This window comes from Aeromicrobium sp. Root495 (assembly GCF_001426755.1).
GTDB lineage: Bacteria > Actinomycetota > Actinomycetes > Propionibacteriales > Nocardioidaceae > Aeromicrobium.
In genome coordinates this window covers 1,688,508-1,708,119 of record NZ_LMFJ01000001.1, presented here as the reverse complement: position 1 = coordinate 1,708,119, position 19,612 = coordinate 1,688,508, and the positions used below count along the sequence as shown (strand labels likewise).

General features: G+C 71.8%; 22 protein-coding genes. 20 read left to right on the top strand and 2 right to left on the bottom strand.

The window, feature by feature from the left end; all coding sequences use genetic code 11:
- Positions 1-4 precede the first annotated feature (4 nt).
- From ASD11_RS08545 to ASD11_RS08480, 14 genes are all read left to right on the top strand, one after another.
- Positions 5-484 (top strand): gluconokinase, encoded by a 480-nt coding sequence (locus ASD11_RS08545; RefSeq protein ID WP_056288618.1) that lies wholly within the window; start codon positions 5-7, stop codon positions 482-484.
- 117 nt (positions 485-601) lie between these two features.
- Positions 602-1,402, top strand: a complete 801-nt coding sequence (locus ASD11_RS08540) for an MBL fold metallo-hydrolase (RefSeq protein ID WP_056285849.1) — start codon at positions 602-604, stop codon at positions 1,400-1,402.
- Positions 1,403-1,448: 46 nt separating this feature from the next.
- Positions 1,449-3,182, top strand: a complete 1,734-nt coding sequence (locus ASD11_RS08535; RefSeq protein ID WP_156464645.1) for an ABC transporter ATP-binding protein — start codon at positions 1,449-1,451, stop codon at positions 3,180-3,182.
- Positions 3,179-5,143, top strand: coding sequence for an ABC transporter ATP-binding protein (locus ASD11_RS08530; protein ID WP_056285848.1), 1,965 nt, complete (start codon positions 3,179-3,181; stop codon positions 5,141-5,143). The genes ASD11_RS08535 and ASD11_RS08530 overlap by 4 nt, the downstream gene beginning before the upstream one ends.
- Positions 5,144-5,161: 18 nt before the next feature.
- Positions 5,162-5,524 carry an ArsC/Spx/MgsR family protein gene (locus tag ASD11_RS08525; RefSeq protein ID WP_056285845.1) on the top strand — a complete coding sequence of 121 codons (363 nt, stop codon included), beginning with the start codon at positions 5,162-5,164 and terminating at the stop codon, positions 5,522-5,524.
- A gap of 56 nt (positions 5,525-5,580) precedes the next feature.
- On the top strand, positions 5,581-6,345 hold the full coding sequence (locus ASD11_RS08520) for a crotonase/enoyl-CoA hydratase family protein (RefSeq protein WP_056285842.1): 765 nt from the start codon (positions 5,581-5,583) through the stop codon (positions 6,343-6,345).
- 181 nt (positions 6,346-6,526) lie between these two features.
- On the top strand, positions 6,527-7,036 hold the full coding sequence (rpsP, locus tag ASD11_RS08515; RefSeq protein WP_056285839.1) for a 30S ribosomal protein S16: 510 nt from the start codon (positions 6,527-6,529) through the stop codon (positions 7,034-7,036).
- A 2-nt stretch (positions 7,037-7,038) separates the two neighbouring features.
- Entirely contained in the window at positions 7,039-7,284 is a 246-nt protein-coding gene (locus ASD11_RS08510; RefSeq protein ID WP_056285836.1) for an RNA-binding protein, read from the top strand.
- 20 nt (positions 7,285-7,304) lie between these two features.
- Positions 7,305-7,835, top strand: a complete 531-nt coding sequence (gene rimM / locus ASD11_RS08505) for a ribosome maturation factor RimM (protein WP_056285833.1) — start codon at positions 7,305-7,307, stop codon at positions 7,833-7,835.
- 1 nt (position 7,836) lies between these two features.
- Positions 7,837-8,538: a tRNA (guanosine(37)-N1)-methyltransferase TrmD gene (gene trmD / locus ASD11_RS08500; RefSeq protein ID WP_056285830.1), complete on the top strand. Its 702-nt coding sequence runs from the start codon at positions 7,837-7,839 to the stop codon at positions 8,536-8,538.
- A gap of 157 nt (positions 8,539-8,695) precedes the next feature.
- A complete protein-coding gene (locus tag ASD11_RS08495) occupies positions 8,696-9,964 on the top strand; it encodes an ammonium transporter (protein ID WP_056285827.1) in 1,269 nt (422 codons plus the stop codon).
- Between the two features lie 254 nt (positions 9,965-10,218).
- Positions 10,219-10,569: a 50S ribosomal protein L19 gene (gene rplS, locus ASD11_RS08490; RefSeq protein ID WP_056285826.1), complete on the top strand. Its 351-nt coding sequence runs from the start codon at positions 10,219-10,221 to the stop codon at positions 10,567-10,569.
- Positions 10,570-10,611: 42 nt separating this feature from the next.
- A complete protein-coding gene (locus tag ASD11_RS08485; protein WP_056285823.1) occupies positions 10,612-11,271 on the top strand; it encodes a ribonuclease HII in 660 nt (219 codons plus the stop codon).
- The gene (locus tag ASD11_RS08480) at positions 11,268-11,579 is read left to right on the top strand and encodes a DUF2469 domain-containing protein (RefSeq protein WP_056285820.1); all 312 of its coding nucleotides are present in this window, start codon (positions 11,268-11,270) and stop codon (positions 11,577-11,579) included. Before ASD11_RS08485 ends, ASD11_RS08480 begins: the two co-directional genes overlap by 4 nt.
- Positions 11,580-11,586: 7 nt before the next feature.
- Here ASD11_RS08480 and ASD11_RS08475 read toward each other — a convergent pair whose 3' ends face one another.
- Complete coding sequence (locus tag ASD11_RS08475) at positions 11,587-12,639, bottom strand: NAD(P)H-dependent flavin oxidoreductase (protein WP_056285816.1); 1,053 nt, start codon at positions 12,637-12,639, stop codon at positions 11,587-11,589.
- Between the two features lie 122 nt (positions 12,640-12,761).
- On the opposite strand from ASD11_RS08475, the gene ASD11_RS08470 reads away from it, so the two are divergent.
- The 5 genes from ASD11_RS08470 to ASD11_RS08450 are packed head-to-tail and all read left to right on the top strand — an operon-like array spanning position 12,762 to position 17,449.
- The gene (locus ASD11_RS08470) at positions 12,762-13,124 is read left to right on the top strand and encodes a YraN family protein (RefSeq protein WP_056285814.1); all 363 of its coding nucleotides are present in this window, start codon (positions 12,762-12,764) and stop codon (positions 13,122-13,124) included.
- Positions 13,124-14,719: a YifB family Mg chelatase-like AAA ATPase gene (locus ASD11_RS08465; protein WP_056285809.1), complete on the top strand. Its 1,596-nt coding sequence runs from the start codon at positions 13,124-13,126 to the stop codon at positions 14,717-14,719. The genes ASD11_RS08470 and ASD11_RS08465 overlap by 1 nt, the downstream gene beginning before the upstream one ends.
- The gene (locus ASD11_RS08460) at positions 14,716-15,867 is read left to right on the top strand and encodes a DNA-processing protein DprA (protein WP_056285807.1); all 1,152 of its coding nucleotides are present in this window, start codon (positions 14,716-14,718) and stop codon (positions 15,865-15,867) included. The genes ASD11_RS08465 and ASD11_RS08460 overlap by 4 nt, the downstream gene beginning before the upstream one ends.
- Positions 15,868-15,886: 19 nt before the next feature.
- Positions 15,887-16,474: a class I SAM-dependent methyltransferase gene (locus ASD11_RS08455; RefSeq protein ID WP_082554240.1), complete on the top strand. Its 588-nt coding sequence runs from the start codon at positions 15,887-15,889 to the stop codon at positions 16,472-16,474.
- A gap of 54 nt (positions 16,475-16,528) precedes the next feature.
- On the top strand, positions 16,529-17,449 hold the full coding sequence (locus tag ASD11_RS08450) for a tyrosine recombinase XerC (RefSeq protein ID WP_056285803.1): 921 nt from the start codon (positions 16,529-16,531) through the stop codon (positions 17,447-17,449).
- A gap of 5 nt (positions 17,450-17,454) precedes the next feature.
- Here ASD11_RS08450 and ASD11_RS17755 read toward each other — a convergent pair whose 3' ends face one another.
- Positions 17,455-18,339, bottom strand: a complete 885-nt coding sequence (locus ASD11_RS17755) for a M23 family metallopeptidase (RefSeq protein WP_162246469.1) — start codon at positions 18,337-18,339, stop codon at positions 17,455-17,457.
- Between the two features lie 309 nt (positions 18,340-18,648).
- Between ASD11_RS17755 and rpsB the strand changes: the two genes are divergently transcribed.
- A complete protein-coding gene (gene rpsB, locus ASD11_RS08440; protein WP_056285800.1) occupies positions 18,649-19,563 on the top strand; it encodes a 30S ribosomal protein S2 in 915 nt (304 codons plus the stop codon).
- Positions 19,564-19,612 lie beyond the last annotated feature (49 nt).

Genomic DNA, 19,612 nt, shown 5'->3' with positions numbered 1-19,612 from the left:
GGTGATGGGCGTCTCCGGCGTCGGCAAGACCACGGTGGGCGAGCTCCTGGCGCAGCGCCTCGGCGTCCCTCACCGCGACGGCGACGACCTGCACAGTGCCGAGGCCAAGCAGAAGATGGCGGCCGGTGTCCCGCTCACCGACGACGACCGCTGGCCGTGGCTCGAGCGGGTCGGAGCCTGGCTCGCGGAGCACGCGACCGGGGGAGCCGTCACCGGCTGCTCGGCCTTGCGCCGCCCGTATCGCGACGTCCTGCGCGCTGCGGCGCCCGGGGTCCGGTTCCTCTACCTGAGCGCGCCGCCGGAGCTGCTCCGCGAGCGCATGGAGCACCGGCTCGAGGAGGGCCGGCACTTCATGCCCACCGACCTGCTCGCCTCGCAGCTCGCCACCCTCGAGCCGCCCGCGCCCGACGAGGACGCCGTGGAGGTCGAGGCGACGGGCGGCCCTGAGGCCGCCGTCGACGCCTTCCTCGCCGCCCCCCGTTGACCGCGAGTGGCGCAGATTGGCACTTTTGGGACGGCGTGTCGCGCCAACCTGCGCCACTCGAGTCCCACTTTGCGCCACTCGACGATTCGCGCGGACCGGCGCACTAGGGTCGTCGGCGTGGAGGTCGTGCTGCTGGGCACCGGGTCGGCGGACGGCTGGCCCAACCCGTTCTGCCGTTGCGGCTCGTGCGAGACGCAGCGTGCGTCGGACGTCGACCGTTCGCCCAGCTGCGCCCTCGTCGACGACGTCCTGCTGCTCGACGCCGGACCCGAGCTCGCCGCCGCCTCGCGCCGGCTCGCCGTCCCGCTCGACCGCGTGCGGCACGTGCTCGTCACGCACGCCCACGTCGACCACTGGGCTCCTCAGCTGCTGCTGCAGCGGGGATGGGTGAGCGAGGCGCCGCTCGACCTCGTCGGTCCCGCCGACGTCGTCGCGCAGGCCCGTGACTGGATCGCCCCCGACGCCGACGTCCGGCTCGTCCCGGTCGAGGCCGGCGACGAGGTGGTGGTGGGGCAGCACCGTGTCCGGGTGCTGCCGGCCGCGCACGAGGTCTTCGCCGCGGGCGACGCCGTCCTCTACGACGTCACCGCGCCCGACGGTGCCCGGCTGCTGTGGGGGTGCGACACCGGCCCCTGGGCGCAGCACGTCGTCGAGACCGTCCGCGACGCCGCGTACGACGTCGTCCTCCTGGAGGAGACCTTCGGCCTGCGGCGCGACCTGGGTGCGGGACATCTGCACCTCGAGTCCTTCGCGGACCTCGTCGCCCGGCTCCGGTCCGTCGGGGCCGTGCACGACGGGACGGAGATCAGGGCGGTCCACCTGAGTCACCACAACCCGCCGGAGCCCGAGCTCGTCCGGCTCCTGGCCGCGTCCGGCGCCCGCCCCGGTCGCGACGGGGAGTGGCTCACGACCTCGTGACATTCGTCAGGGGAGGTTGTCACGGGCAACGGGTACGGTGACGAGCGTGCTTCTCCCGCTCCTGAAGCACCACCTGCGCCCGTACCGGGCAGCCATCGCGGTGGTGCTGCTGTTCCAGCTCGTGCAGACCATTGCCAACCTCTACCTCCCCGGTCTCAACGCCGACATCATCGACCGGGGCATCGTCGAGGGGGACGTCTCGTTCATCTGGCGCACGGGCGGACTCATGCTGGCCATCACGGTGGCCCAGGTCGTGGCCACGATCGTCGCCGTCTACGTCGGGGCCAAGGTGTCCATGGCCGTGGGACGCGACCTGCGGGCCGCCGTCTTCGACTCCGTCGAGGGGTTCGCCGCCCGCGAGCTCGCCCAGTTCGGCGCGCCCACCCTCATCACGCGCTGCACCAACGACGTCCAGCAGGTCCAGCTGCTCGTGTTCATGGCGCTCACGCTCATCGTCTCGGCGCCCATCATGGCGGTCGGCGGCGTGGTCATGGCCCTGCGCCAGGACGTCGAGCTCTCCGCGCTGCTCCTGCTCGTGCTCCCGGTCCTCGTGGCCAGCGTGACCCTCATCATCCGCACGATGCGTCCTCTCTTCCGGGTCATGCAGGGCCGCATCGACGACCTCAACGACGTGATGCGCGAGCAGATCCAGGGCATCCGCGTCATCCGGGCGTTCGTCAAGGAGGAGCAGGAGGAGCGCCGGTTCGGCGAGGCCAACCAGGCCAACCTCGACGTCGCGGTGGCAGCAGGCAAGGTGATGGCCTTCATGTTCCCCACGGTCATGCTCATCATGAACGTCTCGGTCGTGCTGGCCACGTGGTTCGGCGGGTACCGCATCGCGAGCGGCGACCTCGAGGTCGGCACGCTCACCGCCTTCCAGAACTACCTCATCCAGATCCTCACGGCGTTCATGATGGCCACGTTCATGCTCATGCTCTGGCCTCGTGCGGAGGTGTCGGCCGAGCGCATCACCGAGGTCGTCGAGACCGAGCCCAGCATCGTGGCCGACTCCGACGTGGCCGACGTGCCGCTGTCGTCCGGCCGGGTCGAGGTTCGCGGTGCCTCCTACGCCTATCCAGGAGCGGAGCACGACGTCCTGCACGCCGTCCACCTCCTGGCCGAGCCCGGCCGCACCACGGCCGTCATCGGCTCCACGGGCAGCGGCAAGTCCACGCTGCTCAACCTCGTCCCGCGGCTCTTCGACGTCACGGCCGGCCAGGTCCTCCTCGACGGCCGCGACGTCCGTTCCCTGCACCCCGAGACGGTGTGGGGTGCCATCGGCCTCGTGCCGCAGAAGGCGTTCCTCTTCTCCGGGACGGTGGCCTCCAACCTGCGGTACGGCCGGGTCGACGCCACCGACGACGAGCTGTGGGACGCGCTGGAGATCGCGCAGGCAGCCGACTTCGTGCGGGCCATGCCGGCGGGCCTGGAGGCGCCGGTCGCCCAGGGCGGGTCCAACCTGTCCGGCGGACAGCGCCAGCGCATCGCCATCGCCCGCGCCGTCGTGAAGCGTCCGCTGGTCTACCTCTTCGACGACTCCTTCTCCGCCCTCGACTACGCGACCGACGCGGCCCTGCGCGCGGCGCTGCGGCCTGTCACGGCCGATGCCGCGGTCATCACGGTCGCGCAGCGGGTGTCCACCATCCGCCACGCCGATCGCATCGTCGTGCTCGACGAGGGCGCCGTGGTCGGCACCGGCACGCACCCCGAGCTCATGGAGTCGTGCGACGTGTACCGCGAGATCGTCCTCTCCCAGCTCACCGAGGAGGAGGCGGCATGAGCGAGCAGAAGCAGGAGCACGAGCACGAGGCTCCCCGCCCGCCCTCGGGACCGCCGCCGCGCGGACCCATGGCCGGCATGATGGCCGGCGGTCAGAAGGCCAAGGACTTCAAGGGCACGTTCCGGCGCATGATGCGCCGCCTGCTCGTCGACCGCATGACGGTGTGGAGCATCGCCCTCCTGGGCGTCGTGGCCACGTCGCTCTCGGTCGTGGGCCCGCGCATCCTGGGCCACGCCACCGACATCGTCTTCGACGGCTACCTCTCCGACCAGTTCCCGCCCGGTGCCAGCAAGGCCGAGGTCGTGGCCCAGCTGCGGGCCGACGGGCAGGGCCGACTGGCCGACGTCGTCAGCAACACCGACCTCGCGCCCGGCAGCGGCATCGACTTCACGTCGCTCGGCTGGGTGCTGGTCGGCGCCATCGCCCTGTACGTGGCCGCCTCGGTGTTCATGTGGTGGCAGGGGCGTCTGACCACCCAGGTCGTCCAGACCATGGTGGCGCGGCTGCGCGGCGACGTGGAGGCCAAGATCAACCGCCTCCCGCTCGCCACGGTCGACGCCCAGGAGCGCGGTGAGCTCATGTCGCGCACCACCAACGACATCGACAACATCGCGCAGTCGCTCCAGCAGACGATCAGCCAGCTCCTTACGTCCGTCCTGACGGTCGTCGGGACCTTGGCGATGATGCTCTGGATCTCGCCGTTGCTCGCCCTCGTGGCCGTCGGCACCATCCCGGTGGCCGTCCTGCTCACGCAGGCCATCATGAAGCGCTCGCAGCCGCAGTTCGTCGCGCAGTGGGGGGCCACCGGTCGGCTCAACGGCCACGTCGAGGAGGTCTTCACCGGACACGAGATCGTCAAGGTCTTCGGCCGCCAACAGGCTGTCCGCGAGGAGTTCCAGCGCCGCAACGACGACCTCTACGGTGCCGCGTTCAAGGCGCAGTTCATCTCCGGCATCGTCCAGCCGGTCATGATGTTCGTGTCCAACGTCAACTACGTGCTCGTCGCCGTCATCGGGGCCGTGCGGGTGGCTTCGGGCACGCTCACGATCGGCGAGGTCCAGGCGTTCATCCAGTACTCGCGCCAGTTCACGCAGCCCCTCACGCAGATCGCGTCCATGGTCAACCTGCTGCAGTCGGGCATGGCCTCCGCCGAGCGGGTGCTCGCGCTCCTCGACGAGGAGGAGGAGTCGCCCGAGCCGGTCGACGGAGTCTTCCCCGACCCCCTCCGGGGGCGCGTCGTGTTCGACGACGTCACCTTCTCGTACGGGCCGGAGCCGCTCATCGAGGGCCTCGACCTCACTGCGGAGCCCGGCCAGACCGTCGCCATCGTCGGTCCCACGGGTGCGGGCAAGACCACGCTCACCAACCTCCTGCTGCGCTTCTACGAGCTCGACGCCGGTCGCATCACGCTCGACGGCCTCGACATCGCCGCCATGCACCGGGGCGACCTGCGTCGCAGCTTCGGCGTGGTGCTCCAGGACGCCTGGCTCTTCAAGGGATCCATCCGCGAGAACATCGCGTACGGCTCGGCCACCTCCGACGACGCATCGGTCCAGCGGGCCGCCGAGGCCGCGTCGGTCGACCACTTCGTCCGCACGCTTCCCGACGGCTACGACACCGTCATCGAGGACGGCGGGACCGGGGTGAGCGCGGGCCAGCGCCAGCTCCTCACGATCGCGCGAGCGTTCCTGGCCGACCCGGCCATCCTCGTGCTCGACGAGGCCACCAGCTCGGTCGACACCCGCACGGAGGCGCTCGTGCAGCAGGCCATGACACGGCTGCGCAGCGGGCGTACGTCGTTCGTCATCGCCCACCGGCTCTCCACCATCCGCGACGCCGACCACATCGTCGTCATGGAGGACGGGCACATCGTCGAGCAGGGCACGCACGACCGGCTCGTCACGGCCGGGGGAGCGTACGAGCGGCTGTATGCCGCCCAGTTCGCAGGCACCCCCACCTGAGCGGCCTATCCTCGTCGCATGGCCGAGACCACCACCGTCCTGCACCACCCCGCCTGTTCCACCTCGCGTCATGCGCTCGAGGCTGCGGCCGAGGCCGGCGTCGACGTCGAGGTGCTGCCGTACCTCAAGCAGCCGCTCGACCGCGCGGCTCTGCTCGAGCTGCTCGACCAGCTCGAGGACGAGCCGGCCGCACTCGTGCGCAAGGACTCGTTCTTCAAGGACCAGGGCCTCGACGCCGCCGACTACACCACGCCTGAGGCGGTGGCCGACCTGCTGGTCCAGCACCCGCGCCTCATGGAGCGCCCGGTCCTCGTCCGTGGCGGCGTCGCCATCATCGGTCGTCCCAAGTCCCGCGCCGACGCCTTCCTCGCCCAGGGCTGATCCATGGTGCGCGCGGCGTCGGAGCCGGTCGTTCCGGCGTCGCTACCGTGGTGCGCATGACCCACGTCCTGTTCGACGTCGACGACGCCGTCTGCACCATCACCCTCGACGCACCGCAGCGGCGCAACGCCGTGGACGGCCCCATGGCCGCCGAGCTTCGGGAGGCCTTCCTGCGCTTCGAGGACGACGACGACCTGGCCGTCGCGGTCCTCCACGGGTCGGGTGGCACCTTCTGCGCCGGTGCCGACCTCAGCGCGGTCGAGGACGCCACGCGCCGTCACGACCTCGACCCCGACGGCACCGGTCCCATGGGCCCGTCGCGCCTGCACCTCAGCAAGCCCGTCATCGCGGCGGTCGCCGGACACGCCGTCGCGGGCGGCCTCGAGCTGGCCCTCCTCGCCGACCTGCGCGTCGTCGAGGAGGACGCCGTGATGGGGGTGTTCTGCCGGCGCTGGGGCGTGCCGCTCATCGACGGCGGCACCGTCCGACTCCCTCGCGTCGTCGGGCAGGGTCGCGCGCTCGACCTCATCCTGACCGGCCGTCCGGTCGGCGCCCACGAGGCGCTGCAGATGGGTCTGGCCAACCGCGTCGTCGGGGTGGGGCAGTCCCTCACGGCAGCCCACGCCCTCGCCGAGCAGCTGGCGGCCTTCCCGCAGGAGTGTCTGCGGGTCGATCGCGCGTCCGCCATCGACCAGTGGGACCTCCCGCTGGGCGAGGCGCTGCGGGCCGAGGGTGCCGCGGGCATCCCGGTCGTGGAGAGGGAGGGAGCGGCGGGAGCCGCGCGGTTCGTCGACGGTGCCGGGCGGCACGGGGCGTTCTGACGCGGGGTCCGCGTGCCGGTTTGGGCCGGGCGACCTGCGTCTGGCAGAATGTCGCCTTGCGTCCGGAACGCCCGGGGACCCTCTCAGCCCCGATCGCCCGGCCCCACGACTCCGCCCGGTCCGAGTCCCCACCCGGATCGGCGCGTCACACACATTCGAGCACCAAGGAGACACCACACTCGTGGCCGTCAAGATTCGCCTCAAGCGGATGGGCAAGATCCGCACCCCGTACTACCGCATCGTCGTCGCCGACTCGCGCACCAAGCGCGACGGTCGTGTGATCGAGGAGATCGGCACGTACAACCCCAAGACCGAGCCCTCGACGATCCACGTGGTCTCCGAGCGCGCCCAGTACTGGCTCGGCGTGGGCGCACAGCCCACCGAGGCCGTCGCTGCGCTGCTCAAGATCACCGGCGACATCGGTGGCACCTCCACGCTGCGCACGCCGGAGCCCAAGGCCGACAAGGCCGAGCTCTTCAACGCCGCGCTCAAGGAGCTGCACGCCGAGCCCGCCGGCGACGCGACCACCAAGAAGGCCGCCAAGAAGGCTCCCGCCAAGAAGGCCGAGAAGGCTGACAAGGACGAGGCCAAGGCCGACGAGAAGCCCGCTGAGGAGACTCCTGCCGAGGCTCCCGCCGAGGAGGCCAAGGCTGAGGAGCCTGCCGCCGAGGCCAAGGCCGACGAGGCCTGAGCATGGCAGCCGTGACGCAGGAGATCATCGAGCACCTCGTGGCGGGCATCGTCGAGCACCCTGACGACGTCGTCGTCAAGGCCAAGCAGACGCGCCGCGGCGACCTGTTCGAGGTCCGCGTCAACCCCGAGGACCTCGGCAAGGTGATCGGCCGTCAGGGTCGTACCGCCAGCGCCATCCGCACGGTCACCGGGGCGCTGGCCGGCGGCGCACGCATCGACTTCGTCGATGTCGACCGCGGCCGCTGAACCAGCGTGAGCACCACAGCATGAGCAACGACACCACGGTCGTCGTGGGCCGCATCTCCAAGGCCCACGGCATCCGCGGTGAGCTGACCGTCCAGGTCCGCACCGACGAGCCCGAGCGCAGGTTTGCGCCGGGCTCGTCGCTCGTCGCAGGGTCGCGCACCCTCACCGTCGAGTCCGTCCGGAAGCACCAGGGACGCCTCCTCCTGAGGTTCACCGAGGTGCCCGACCGCGACGCCGCCGAGGCGCTCCACGGCACGGTCCTCGAGGCGCGCGTCGACGCCCACGAGACGCCCGAGGGCCCGGAGGAGTACTACGACCGCCAGCTCGTCGGGCTCGCGGTCCTCGCCGCCGACGGCCAGCAGGTCGGAAGCGTCACGGCCGTGATCCACCTGCCCGAGCAGGACACGCTCGCCGTCGACTCCGGGGGTCGCGAGATCCTGGTCCCCTTCGTGTCGGCGCTCGTCCCCACCGTCGACCTCGCAGCGGGCACGGTCACGCTCGCCGACGTCCCCGGCCTGATCGACCTCGACGCCGCAGAGACGGCCGACTGACGTGCGCATCGACGTCGTCACCATCTTCCCGGCCTACCTCGACGCGCTCGACCTGTCGCTCGCCGGCAAGGCCCGCGCCGCCGGCCTGCTCGACATCCAGGCGCACGACCTGCGCAGCTGGACCACCGACAAGCACCGCACCGTCGACGACACCCCGTACGGCGGGGGAGCCGGCATGGTCATGAAGCCCGAGCCGTGGGGCGAGGCGCTCGACGCGCTCGGGTCCGAGCAGACCGTCGTCGTCGTGCCCACGCCCTCGGGCGTGCCCTTCTCCCAGCGCGACGCCGAGCGCCTCGCCACCGAGGAGCACCTGCTCTTCGCGTGCGGGCGCTACGAGGGGATCGACCAGCGGGTCATCGACCACGCCTACGACCGCTTCCACGTCGAGGAGATCTCGCTCGGCGACTTCGTGCTCAACGGGGGAGAGGTGGCCGCCCTGGCCATCATCGAGGCCGTCGTGCGGCTCGTGCCCGGGTTCATGGGCAACCCGCAGTCGCTCGCCGAGGAGTCGCACGGCGACGAGGGCCTGCTCGAGTACCCCGTCTTCACCAAGCCCTCCTCGTGGCGCGGGCACGAGGTGCCCGAGGTCCTGCTGTCCGGGAACCACGGCGCCATCGCTGCGTGGCGACGCGAGCAGGCTCGCCTGCGCACCCAGCAGCGCCGTCCCGACCTCTGGGGCGCGCACGACGAAACGTCGTATTAACACCAGGAGCGTTCTCGTAACGCGTCCGTGACGCTGAGGCAAACCTGAGAGAACCTCCCCTCGGGAGACTGAAGATCACCGTCAGGTGTGGCAACGGTGCCGCGCCCACGTCCCCCCGTGAGGGGCCGCGAGGCCCCCGAATGAGGAGAAAATCTCGATGGATCTTCCTATTTTCTGGCTGCTGATCACGGCGGCCCTGGTGCTCTTCATGACACCGGGCCTCGCGTTCTTCTACGGCGGCCTGGTGCGCGCCAAGAGCGTCGTGTCCATGATGATGCTGAGCTTCGGCGCGATCGGCCTGGTCGGTGTCCTGTGGATGCTCTTCGGCGCCAACATGGCGTTCGTCGACGGCACGGACTCCGACTGGATCCCTGAGGTCCTCGGCAACCCGTTCTCCGACTTCGGTCTCAACGACGCCGCCAAGGCCGCGTTCGCCAACGAGGGTGGCGGTGCACTCGCCGGCATCATCTTCGGCTCGACGTTCGCCATCATCACGGTCGCCCTCATCTCGGGCGCCATCGCCGACCGCGCGCGCTTCTTCCCCTGGATGCTGTTCGCGGGCCTCTTCGCGACGCTCGTCTACTTCCCCGTGGCCTCGTGGGTCTTCTCCTTCGTCGTCGACGACGACGGTGCGGCCACCTTCACCGGCTGGGTCGGCCAGCTCGGCTCCCACCTCGGCCTGGACGCCAGCACGATCGACTTCGCCGGTGGTACTGCCGTCCACATCAACGCCGGTGCCGCGGCCCTCGCCCTCGCGCTGGTCCTCGGCAAGCGGGTCGGCTTCTCCAAGGAGCTCAGCAAGCCGCACAACGTGCCGCTCGTCCTCATCGGTGCGGCCATCCTGTGGTTCGGCTGGTTCGGCTTCAACGGCGGCGCCGCCACGACGAACGACCAGGCTGCGCTGATCTTCGTGAACACGCTCGTGTGCCCCGCGGCCGGCATCCTCGGCTGGATCATCACCGAGCACTTCAAGAACGGCAAGGCCACCTCGATCGGAGCCGCGTCCGGTGCCGTCACGGGCCTCGTGGCCATCACGCCGGCGTGCGCCAACCTGACGCCGGTCTGGGCCATCGTGCTCGGTCTCGTCGCCGGTGCCGTCTGCGCCCTGGCCGTCGAGCTGAAGTTCAAGCTCGGCTTCGACGACTCGCTCGACGTCGTGGGCATCCACCTCGTCGCCGGCTTCATCGGCACGCTGTACCTGGGCTTCTTCGCGATCGACACCGGCCTCTTCACCGGTGGCGGCAACCTCGACCAGCTCATCGTCCAGGTCATCCCGGCGTTCGCCATTGCGGCGTACTCCTTCGTGATGGCCTTCGTCATCGGCACGGTCATCAACAAGACCATCGGCTTCCGCGTCCACGAGGACGAGGAGGCGGCTGGTATCGACACCGCGCTGCACGGCGAGTCGGGCTACGCGCTCGACTGAGTCGTCCCACGAACCGGAGGGGCATCCGCTCGGGCGGGTGCCCCTTCGTCATGCCTGCATCCCCCACGGGAGCGCAGGAGCGCAGGCCGATCGCGCCAAGCCCGATTTCTCCGGCATGTGGCTGCTGTGGCAAGATAGATCTTCGGCGCAGGACGGTTCTGCCACAGGGGAACCGCCGATCCGCCGGAGCAAGACTTCCGAACTTCATCACCATCATCCGTGGGTGACCTGTGGCACTGGCGAGGAGCAGAACCATGACCAACGTCGTCGATCAGATCGCAGCGGAGTCCCGCCGCGACGACATCCCCGAGTTCCGCGCAGGCGACACGCTCGAGGTCCACGTGAAGGTCGTCGAGGGCAACCGCTCGCGCGTCCAGGTCTTCAAGGGCGTCTGCCTCAAGGTCCAGGGCTCCGGCATCGGGCGCACCTTCACGGTCCGCAAGGTCAGCTTCGGCGTCGGCGTCGAGCGCACCTTCCCGATCCACACCCCCGTGATCGAGAAGATCGAGGTCGCCGTCCGCGGTGACGTCCGTCGCGGCAAGCTCTACTACCTCCGCAACCTGCGCGGCAAGGCCGCCAAGATCAAGGAGAAGCGCGAGGACTGAGTCCTCCCACTCCTGCTGGTCCTCACGGGCTAGGCTCACCGCGTGACGAGCTTCGCCCCAGGCACCACGGTCCGCCGTGATGCCGGCCTCTACGGCTACGAGCGAGCGCTCGCCCGCCGTGGGCTCACCCCGGTGGCCGGAGTCGACGAGGCAGGGCGCGGCGCGTGCGCCGGCCCCCTCGTCGCCGCCGCCGCGGTGCTCGACCGTCCCATCCCTGGGCTGGCCGACTCCAAGCTCCTCACCGAGAAGCGCCGCGAGGCCTGCTACGACCTCATCGTCGAGCGGGCGGTCAGCTACTCCGTCGTCGTCATCTCGCCGGCCGAGTGCGACCGCATGGGTCTGCACCGCGCCAATGTCGCGGCCCTGCGTCGTGCCCTGGCCCGCCTCGACACCCGTCCGGGCTACGTGCTCACCGACGGGTTCCCGGTCGACGGCCTCGGCACGCCGGGACTCGCCATGTGGAAGGGTGACCGCGTGGCGGCGTCCATCGCGGCGGCCTCGGTCGTGGCCAAGGTGACGCGCGACCGCATGATGGTCCGGCTGCACGAGCAGTACCCGCAGTACGACTTCGCCACGCACAAGGGCTACAACACGCCCGCCCACGAGCACGCTCTCCGCGAGCACGGTCCGTGCCCGGAGCACCGATTCAGCTATGTCAACGTCAAGGCCGCCATGGAGGGCCAGAGGGGGAGCGCACCGTGAGCTCAGAAGACCTCGAGCGCTACGAGTCCGAGCAGGAGCTCGCGCTCTACCGCGAGTACCGCGACGTCGTGAAGATCTTCAAGTACGTCGTGGAGACCGACCGCCGGTTCTACCTCTGCAACGCGGTCGACGTGAAAGTCCGCTCCGAGACCGGCGACGCGTACTTCGAGGTCACCATGACCGACGCGTGGGTGTGGGACATCTACCGTCCGGCCCGGTTCGCCAAGAACGTCAAGGTGCTCACCTTCAAGGACGTCAACGTCGAGGAGCTCCAGGACTCCGACGTCAAGCTCCCACCCACCGCCTGAGTCGGCGTCAGCGCGCCGCGGCCAGCTCGGCGGCGATCGTCGCCACCAGCTCGGCCGCCGGCATCGACCTGGTCCGAGCCACGCCCGATCCGGCCCAGAACGCCCCGAAGCCGTCGTCGCCCGCCGCTGCTGCGGCCGCGACGAGCCGCTTGCCCGCGTCGTAGGTGATGCCGAAGTCCGGCAGTGGCGGGTGGCCGGGCTCCACCTCGCCGACGAAGCGGTTGGGCACGCCGCGCGCGGGACGTCCGGAGATCACGGACGTCACCCGGCTCGTGGTGGCTGCGTCGAGCACCCGCCGGTAGCGCTCGTCGGCCGCGGACTCCGGGCACAGGACGAACGCGGTGCCCAGCTGCGCGGCGGCTGCCCCGGCGTCCAGCACCCGGGCCACGTCGGTCCCGTCCATGAGACCGCCGGCGGCCACGACCGGCAGGTCGGTGCGCCCGAGCACGAGGCGCAGCAGGTCGTCGGTGCCGAGCCCGCTGTCGTGGTCGCGGTGGAACACGCCGCGGTGACCGCCGGCGTCATGTCCCTGGGCCACGAGCACGTCGACCCCGGCCGCCACGGCGGCATCCGTCTCGTCGGCGTCGGTGACCGAGGCCAGCACGACGACGCCGGCCTCCTGCAGGGCCTCGACGCGCTCGTGCGGCGGTAGTCCCAGGTGCAGGCTCACCACGGCGGGCCGGTGGCGCAGCAGGATCTCCAGCTGGTCGTCGTCGTCCTGGAACGTCGAGTAGATGTCGTGGATCGCCTCCGGGACCGTGGCCCCCAGCTCCTCGAACCAGGGGCGGAGATGGGCCAGCCATGCGTGCTCCAGGGCGGGGTCGGCTCGAGGAGGCTCGTGGCAGAAGACGTTGACGTTGACCGGCCGGTCCGTCAGCGCGGTGGTCTCCGTGATCATCCGGTCTGCGGCCTCGGGGCCGACGTTCGCGATGGAGATCGAGCCCAGGGCCCCCGCCCGGCTCACGGCGGCGGCCAGGGCCGGCGTGGAGGTCCCTGCCATGGGCGCCTGGACGAGCGGGAGCTCCAGCCCGAGGCGACGGACGAGGTCGGTCGTGGTCATGGGGCCATGCAACCACCGACGTGGATCCGCGGCCTCCACAGGCCCGGGGCGCCGGATCCGCGTGTCCACAGCCGGCGGACCGGGGGCTGCCGATCACTCCCGCCGGCCGCCACCGTGGAGGGATGACCACCACACGCAACCAGGCCGTCGGCGCGTACGGCGAGGACGTCGCAGCCCGGCACCTGCAGGAGATCGGCATGGTCGTGCTCGACCGGAACTGGACTTGCAGGTACGGGGAGATCGACATCGTCGCCCGCGACGGCACCACGCTCGTCGTGTGCGAGGTGAAGACCAGGACCTCGGACCGCTACGGCTCGCCGCTCGACGCGATCACCCCCAGCAAGGCCACGCGGCTGCGTCGCCTCGTGGCGCACTGGCTCGAGGTGCACGACGTCCAGCCCCCAGCGGTCCGCATCGACGTCGTCTCGGTCCTGGTGCCGCCCAGGGGCGGACCTCGGGTCGAGCGCATCGCCGGGGTGGCCTGATGGCCGCCACGCACTCCGTCACGCTCGACGGACTGGCGGGTCGCGCCGTCGAGGTGGAGGTCGACGTCAGCTCGGGACTGCCGGCCACCGTCCTCGTGGGGCTCGCCGACACGATGGTGAACGAGGCGCGGGACAGAGTCCGGGCGGCGGTGGTCAACTCCGGGACCACGTGGCCAGATCAGCGCGTCACCATCAACCTGGCTCCCAGCACCCTGCCCAAGTCGGGCTCGCACTACGACCTGGCCATCGCGCTCAGCGTGTTCGCCGCCAAGCAGCTCCTCCCGGCCAAGGCCCTGCAGGGCGTCGCCTTCATCGGCGAGCTCGCGCTCGACGGGCGCCTCCGCGCGGTCCGGGGTGTCCTGCCCGCCACGCTGGCCGCCGCAGAGGCCGGCTTCGACCGGGTGTTCGTCCCCGAGGTCAACGTGGGCGAGGCCGAGCTGGTCCCGGGCATCGGGGTCGTCGGCGTGCGGTCGTTGCGCCAGACCGTCGCCCTGCTCACGGGACAGGAGGAGCCCGACGACCCGCCCGTCCCGCCGCTCGACGAGTCGTCCGACGTCGCGGCGTGGGGCGCCCTGGGACGCGGTGCCGAGCTCGACATCGCCGACGTGGCCGGCCAGGAGGACGCGTGCACCGCCGTGCTGGTCGCGGCCGCCGGTGGTCACCACGTGCTCATGACGGGGCCGCCGGGCGTCGGCAAGACCATGCTCGCGCAGCGGCTGCCGGGCCTCCTCCCACCGCTCGACCACCGCGAGGCACTCGAGGTGAGCGCCGTCCACTCGTTGGCCGGGGTGCTCCCGTCCGACTCGCCCCTCGTCACGCGGCCGCCGTTCGTGGACCCGCACCACACGGCGAGCGCGGTGTCGATCGTCGGGGGAGGCAGCCGCGGGATACGTCCCGGGGCGCTGTCGGTGGCCCATCGTGGCGTCCTCTTCCTCGACGAGGCTCCTGAGTTCGCCTACAACGTCCTCAACGCGCTGCGCCAGCCGCTCGAGAGCGGCCACGTCGTGGTGGCCCGCGCCGCGCAGACCGCTCTGTTCCCGGCCCGGTTCCAGCTGGTCCTCGCAGCCAACCCCTGCCCCTGCGGACGCGGCGGGACGGTGTCCGAGGCCTGCGAGTGCACGCCGATGATGGCCCGGCGCTACCGCGACCGGATCTCCGGTCCGGTGCGCGACCGCATCGACATCCACCGCACGCTCGTCGCGCCGCGACGCCCCGAGCTGTCCCAGGCCACGGGGTCGGTCCGATCCACGACGGAGCTCGCGCTCGTCGTCGCCGAGGCCAGGCGCCGACAGGCCGAACGGCTCGAAGGGACCCCGTGGCGCCTCAACGCCGACGTGCCGGGGGTGGAGCTGCGCAAGCGATGGCCGGTGAGCGACGACGGGCGTCGCGTCGTCGACCGTCAGCTCCGGGCGCAGCGGCTGTCCCCACGGGCGGCCGACCGGGTGCTGCGCGTGGCCTGGAGCGTGGCCGACCTGCTCGGGCACGACCGACCCTCGGCCGACGACGTCGAGCTCGCGGTCCTGCTGCGGGGCGACGCCCCCTTGTCCGGAGGGCTGAGACAGCTGGTCCAGGCGCCCTGGCAGGCCCACGCATGAGACGCGAGAGCCGGGCGCGGCTGGAGCTCAGCCTGCTGGTCGAGCCGGGCGACGTCCGCGTGCGCAGCCTGCTCCTCGCGGCCGGGTCCGCCCAGACGCTCGTCGGCGCGCTACGGGCGGGGACGCCCGTCGGCGACAGCCTGCCGCTGCCCGAGGCATGGAGGCATGCGGCGCAGCACCTCGACGCACGGCTGGGCCGGGCCACGGAGCGGGCCGCCGAGGCCCGTCTGCGCTGGGTCGCCCCGGGGGACTCCGCCTGGCCGGTCCAGCTCGACGACCTGGACCAGGTGGAGCCGCTGCAGGGCTCCACCGGGACGCCCCTGGGCCTGTGGGTGCGGGGCGACGCGTCCCCCTCGGTCCTGGCGCAACGGGCCCTCGCAGTCGTGGGTGCCCGCACGGCCACCGCGTACGGCTCGGCACAGGCCTCGGAGCATGCGGCCGACCTCGGTGATGCTGGCTTCACGATCGTCAGCGGCGCGGCCTACGGGATCGACGCCTCCGCCCACCGCGGGGCGCTGGCCGTCGGAGCGCCCACCGTGGCCGTGCTGGCGTGCGGCGCCGACGCCGACTATCCACGAGGGCACGCGAGCCTGCTGGACCGCATCGTCGGGACCGGCGGTCTCGTGGTCAGTGAGCAGGCTCCGGGGGCCGAGCCCCTCCGCTCGCGCTTCCTGTCCCGCAACCGCGTGATCGCGGCCCTGGCCGAGGGCACCCTCGTCGTGGAAGCAGCGCGACGCAGCGGCTCCCTCAACACCCTCCACTGGGCCGACCGGCTCGGGCGCATCACCATGGGACTGCCCGGCCCGGTCACCTCCGCGCAGTCCGACGGCGTCCACCAGGCGGTCCGTGACGGCAAGGCGGTCCTGGTGGGCTCCAGCCGACACGTCATGGTGGAGCTGGGCGTGCGACTCACCGACGACCCCGACGCACCCGACCCGGACTCGGCGTATGACCGGCTGCCCCTCATGGTGCGTCGGGCCCTGGACGCGCTCTCGTGGGGCGCCACCGCCTCGGTGGAGGACGTCGCAGGACGGGCCGGGCTCACGACCGACGAGGCCCTGGCTGCCGTCACGGTGCTGCACGGACGCGGCCTCGTCTCCTGCCTCGATGGAAGGTGGCTCCTGACGGGGCGCGCCGACTCGGCCTGAGGGCGAGTACGGTCGGCGCATGGCGCGGATGTCGGACCTCGAGTCGGTCTTCTGCCGCACTGCGCCGTGGCGACGGTTCGCCCGAAGTCACGTCCTGCCCCGGGTCCTGAGCGACGATCCCATCGGACCCGACGTGCTCGAGATCGGCTGCGGCAGCGGAGCCATGGCGGCCGCCGTCCTGACCTCGCGGCCCGAGGTCTCCACACTCGTCGCCACCGACGTGGACCCCGCGATGGTCCACCTGGCCTCGCGCACGCTCACGCCGCACGGCGACCGGGCGCGGGCGCAGCAGGTCGATGCGAGCACCCTGCCGTTCGCCGACGCCACGTTCGACACGGCCGCCAGCTGGCTCATGCTCCACCACACGATCGCCTGGGAGGCGGTGCTGGCCGAGACCTTCCGCGTCATCCGTCCCGGCGGACGGCTCGTGGGCTACGACCTGCCCGACTCCACCCGGACCCGCTTCATCCATGCGGTCACCCGGTCCACGGTCCGGATGATCCCGGCCGACGACCTCGCTCGCGAGCTGCACCGCATCGGGTTCTCGGTGGTGGAGGTGGAGCCGCTGGGCCTCCTCGGCGCCTACCGCTTCGCCGCCGTCCGCTGAGACAGGTCGGCGTGGCAGCGGCCGTGCCGACCCACGCTCGGTCACAGTGGAGCCATGAGCGAGCTGAGCGAGGCGTGGGCCGAGGCCCTGGGCGCCTTCGAGCGGCACCTCGCCCACGAGCGCGACCTCTCCGAGCACTCGGTCCGCGCCTACGTCACCGACCTGACCCGGCTCGCCGAGCACGTGAGCCGGCTGGGTGTGGACGACCCGGGGCGCATCACGCTCCGCGACCTGCGCAGCCATCTCGCCAACCAGCAGACCCGGGGCAAGGCGCGCACCACGCTGGCGCGTCGGGCCACGTCGGCCCGGTCCTTCACGGCGTGGCTGGCGCGCACCGGACGCGCCGAGCAGGACGCAGGCGCGCTGCTGGCGAGCCCCAAGGCGCGGCGAGAGCTGCCCGTGGCGCTCAACCGCACCGACGTGGAGTCGCTGCTCTCCACGGCACTCGCGGCCATCGACACCGACGGCGCGCTGGGGGTGCGCGACCTCGCCGTCCTGGAGCTCCTCTACGCCACCGGCATCCGGGTGGGGGAGCTGTGCGGCCTCGACGTCGACGACGTCGATGCTTCACGCCGCGTGGTCCGGGTGATGGGCAAGGGGCGCAAGGAACGGGTGGTCCCGTTCGGCGTCCCGGCCGCCGAGGCGCTCGAGGTCTGGCGCACGCGGTCGCGACCCGAGCTGGCCACACCGACGAGCGGCCCAGCGCTCTTCCTGGGTGCACGAGGAGGACGCCTCGACCAGAGGACGGCCCGCAAGGTCGTCCACGACCGGGTGAGCGCGGTGGAAGGTGCGCCCGACATCGGCCCGCACGGCCTGCGCCACACGGCGGCCACGCACCTGCTCGAAGGCGGCGCCGACCTCCGCAGCGTCCAGGAGCTGCTCGGGCACGCCTCGCTCGGCACGACGCAGATCTACACGCACGTGAGCACCGAACGGCTGCGCGCCGCCTACCGCCAGGCCCATCCCCGGGCCTGACCCCCTCAGACGTGGGGGAGCGGGTCGACGGGGCGGCCTCCCTCGACGAGCATGAGGTGCAGGTGGCACCCGGTGGCGTAGCCGGTCCGTCCCACCCGGCCGACGACCTCGCCCGCGGCCACCCGCTCACCGGTCGCGACGTCGAAGCGTGAGAGGTGTGCGTAGGCGGTGCTGAACCGGCCGTGGTCGATGACGACGCGGTTCCCGTAGCCGCCCGCGGCGCCGCGTGACGTGACCACACCGCCGGCGGCAGCGCGCACCGGCGTCCCGCAGGGCGCACCGATGTCGGTCCCGTCGTGGAGCTTGCGCACGCCGGTGATGGGGTGCACCCGCATGCCGAAGGCCGACGTGACCGGGCCGCCGACGGGCCGCAGCAGCTCACCGGTCCCCAGGGACGGGGGCACCGGCGGCGGCCCGTCCGGGTCCACCAGGTGCACCCGGCCACCCTTCGCGAGGACGTCCTGTGGGTCGAGGTAGGTCGTGTCCCGGAGCCGACCCAGGTGCAGGCAGGCCGTGACGCAGTGCGACGGCCGACCCAGCAGTCGTCCCAGCGGCTGGCCCGCGCCGACCGCGTCGCCCACCTCGACCGAGGCGCGGACCGGTTGGTAGGTGGAGCGCTCGGCGCCGTGGGTCACGGTGACGACGGGCACGCCACCGACCCGGCCCGCGAAGGTGACCCGCCCCGGGGCCACCGAGCGCACCGTGTCGCCGACGGCACCGGGCAGGTCGATCCCGCGGTGCCCGGCCCCGTACGGGGTCTCGGGGGCGTCGAACGTCCCGGAGACCCGTCGATCGCCCAGGGGCCACTCCCACGACGACGAGGCACGGGCCGGCACGGCGAGGGCGCACAGCAGCAGAAGGGCGAGGAGGACGGTCGGGCGACGGCTCATCGGACCAGCCAACGCGCCGACGTCGAGCGGGGCCAGGTCGTGCGGCGCGGCTGTGGACGGGCTCACGGTGAGGCGTCGCCTGTGGATTTCTCGATCACCCACTCCCTGCCCTAGACTGGGAGGACCACGTCTCCGGACGTGGAATTCGCACGCCCGTCTCCGTGTGACGCGAGAGCCGAACACGGGCACGATCCTGGTCCACTCCTCGAGTGGTGGGTCGTGGCCGGGCGTCAGGGCGCTGACAACCGTCGGCGCGCTCAACCAGGAACCAGGGCGCTGCATCGCTGCGCGCCCACGAAAGGACCGGCCATGGCCGTCGTCACCATGCGTCAGCTGCTCGAGAGCGGCGTCCACTTCGGGCACCAGACCCGTCGTTGGAACCCCAAGATGAAGCGCTTCATCTTCACCGAGCGCAACGGCATCTACATCATCGACCTGCAGCAGTCGCTCGCCTACATCGATGCCGGCTACGACTTCGTCAAGAACACGGTCGCCCGCGGCGGCACCGTCCTGTTCATCGGCACGAAGCGTCAGGCCCAGGAGCCCATCGAGGAGCAGGCCAAGCGCGTCGGCATGCCCTACATCAACCAGCGCTGGCTGGGCGGCATGCTCACCAACTTCCAGACCATGGCTCAGCGCCTGCAGCGCATGAAGGAGCTCGAGGAGATCGACTTCGACGACGTGGCCGGCTCCGGTCGCACGAAGAAGGAGCTCCTCCAGATGCGTCGCGAGTACGACAAGCTCTCGCGCACGCTCGGCGGCATCCGTGACATGACCCGCACGCCCTCGGCCGTGTGGATCGTCGACACGAAGAAGGAGCACCTGGCGGTCGACGAGGCCAAGAAGCTCGGCATCCCGATCGTCGCGATCCTCGACACCAACTGCGACCCCGACGACGTCGACTTCCCGATCCCGGGCAACGACGACGCCATCCGCTCGGTCAGCCTGCTGACCCGCGTCGTCGCCGACGCCGTGGCCGAGGGACTCATCGCCCGCGGTGGCGCCAAGACCGGCGAGGAGGCCGCTGGTGCCGAGCTCGGCACCGACGAGCCCCTGCCCGAGTGGGAGCGCGAGCTGCTCGAGAAGCCGGCCGAGACGCCCGCTGCCGAGGCCACCGAGACGCCCGCTGCCGAGGCCACCGAGGCTCCGGCCGCCGAGGCCACCGAGGCTCCGGCCACCGAGGCGCCTGCCGCCGAGAGCACCGAGGCCCCCGCGGCCGAGTGACCCCGCTGTCCGGCCGGCCCCACGAGGGCCGGCCGGACGGCTCACCACC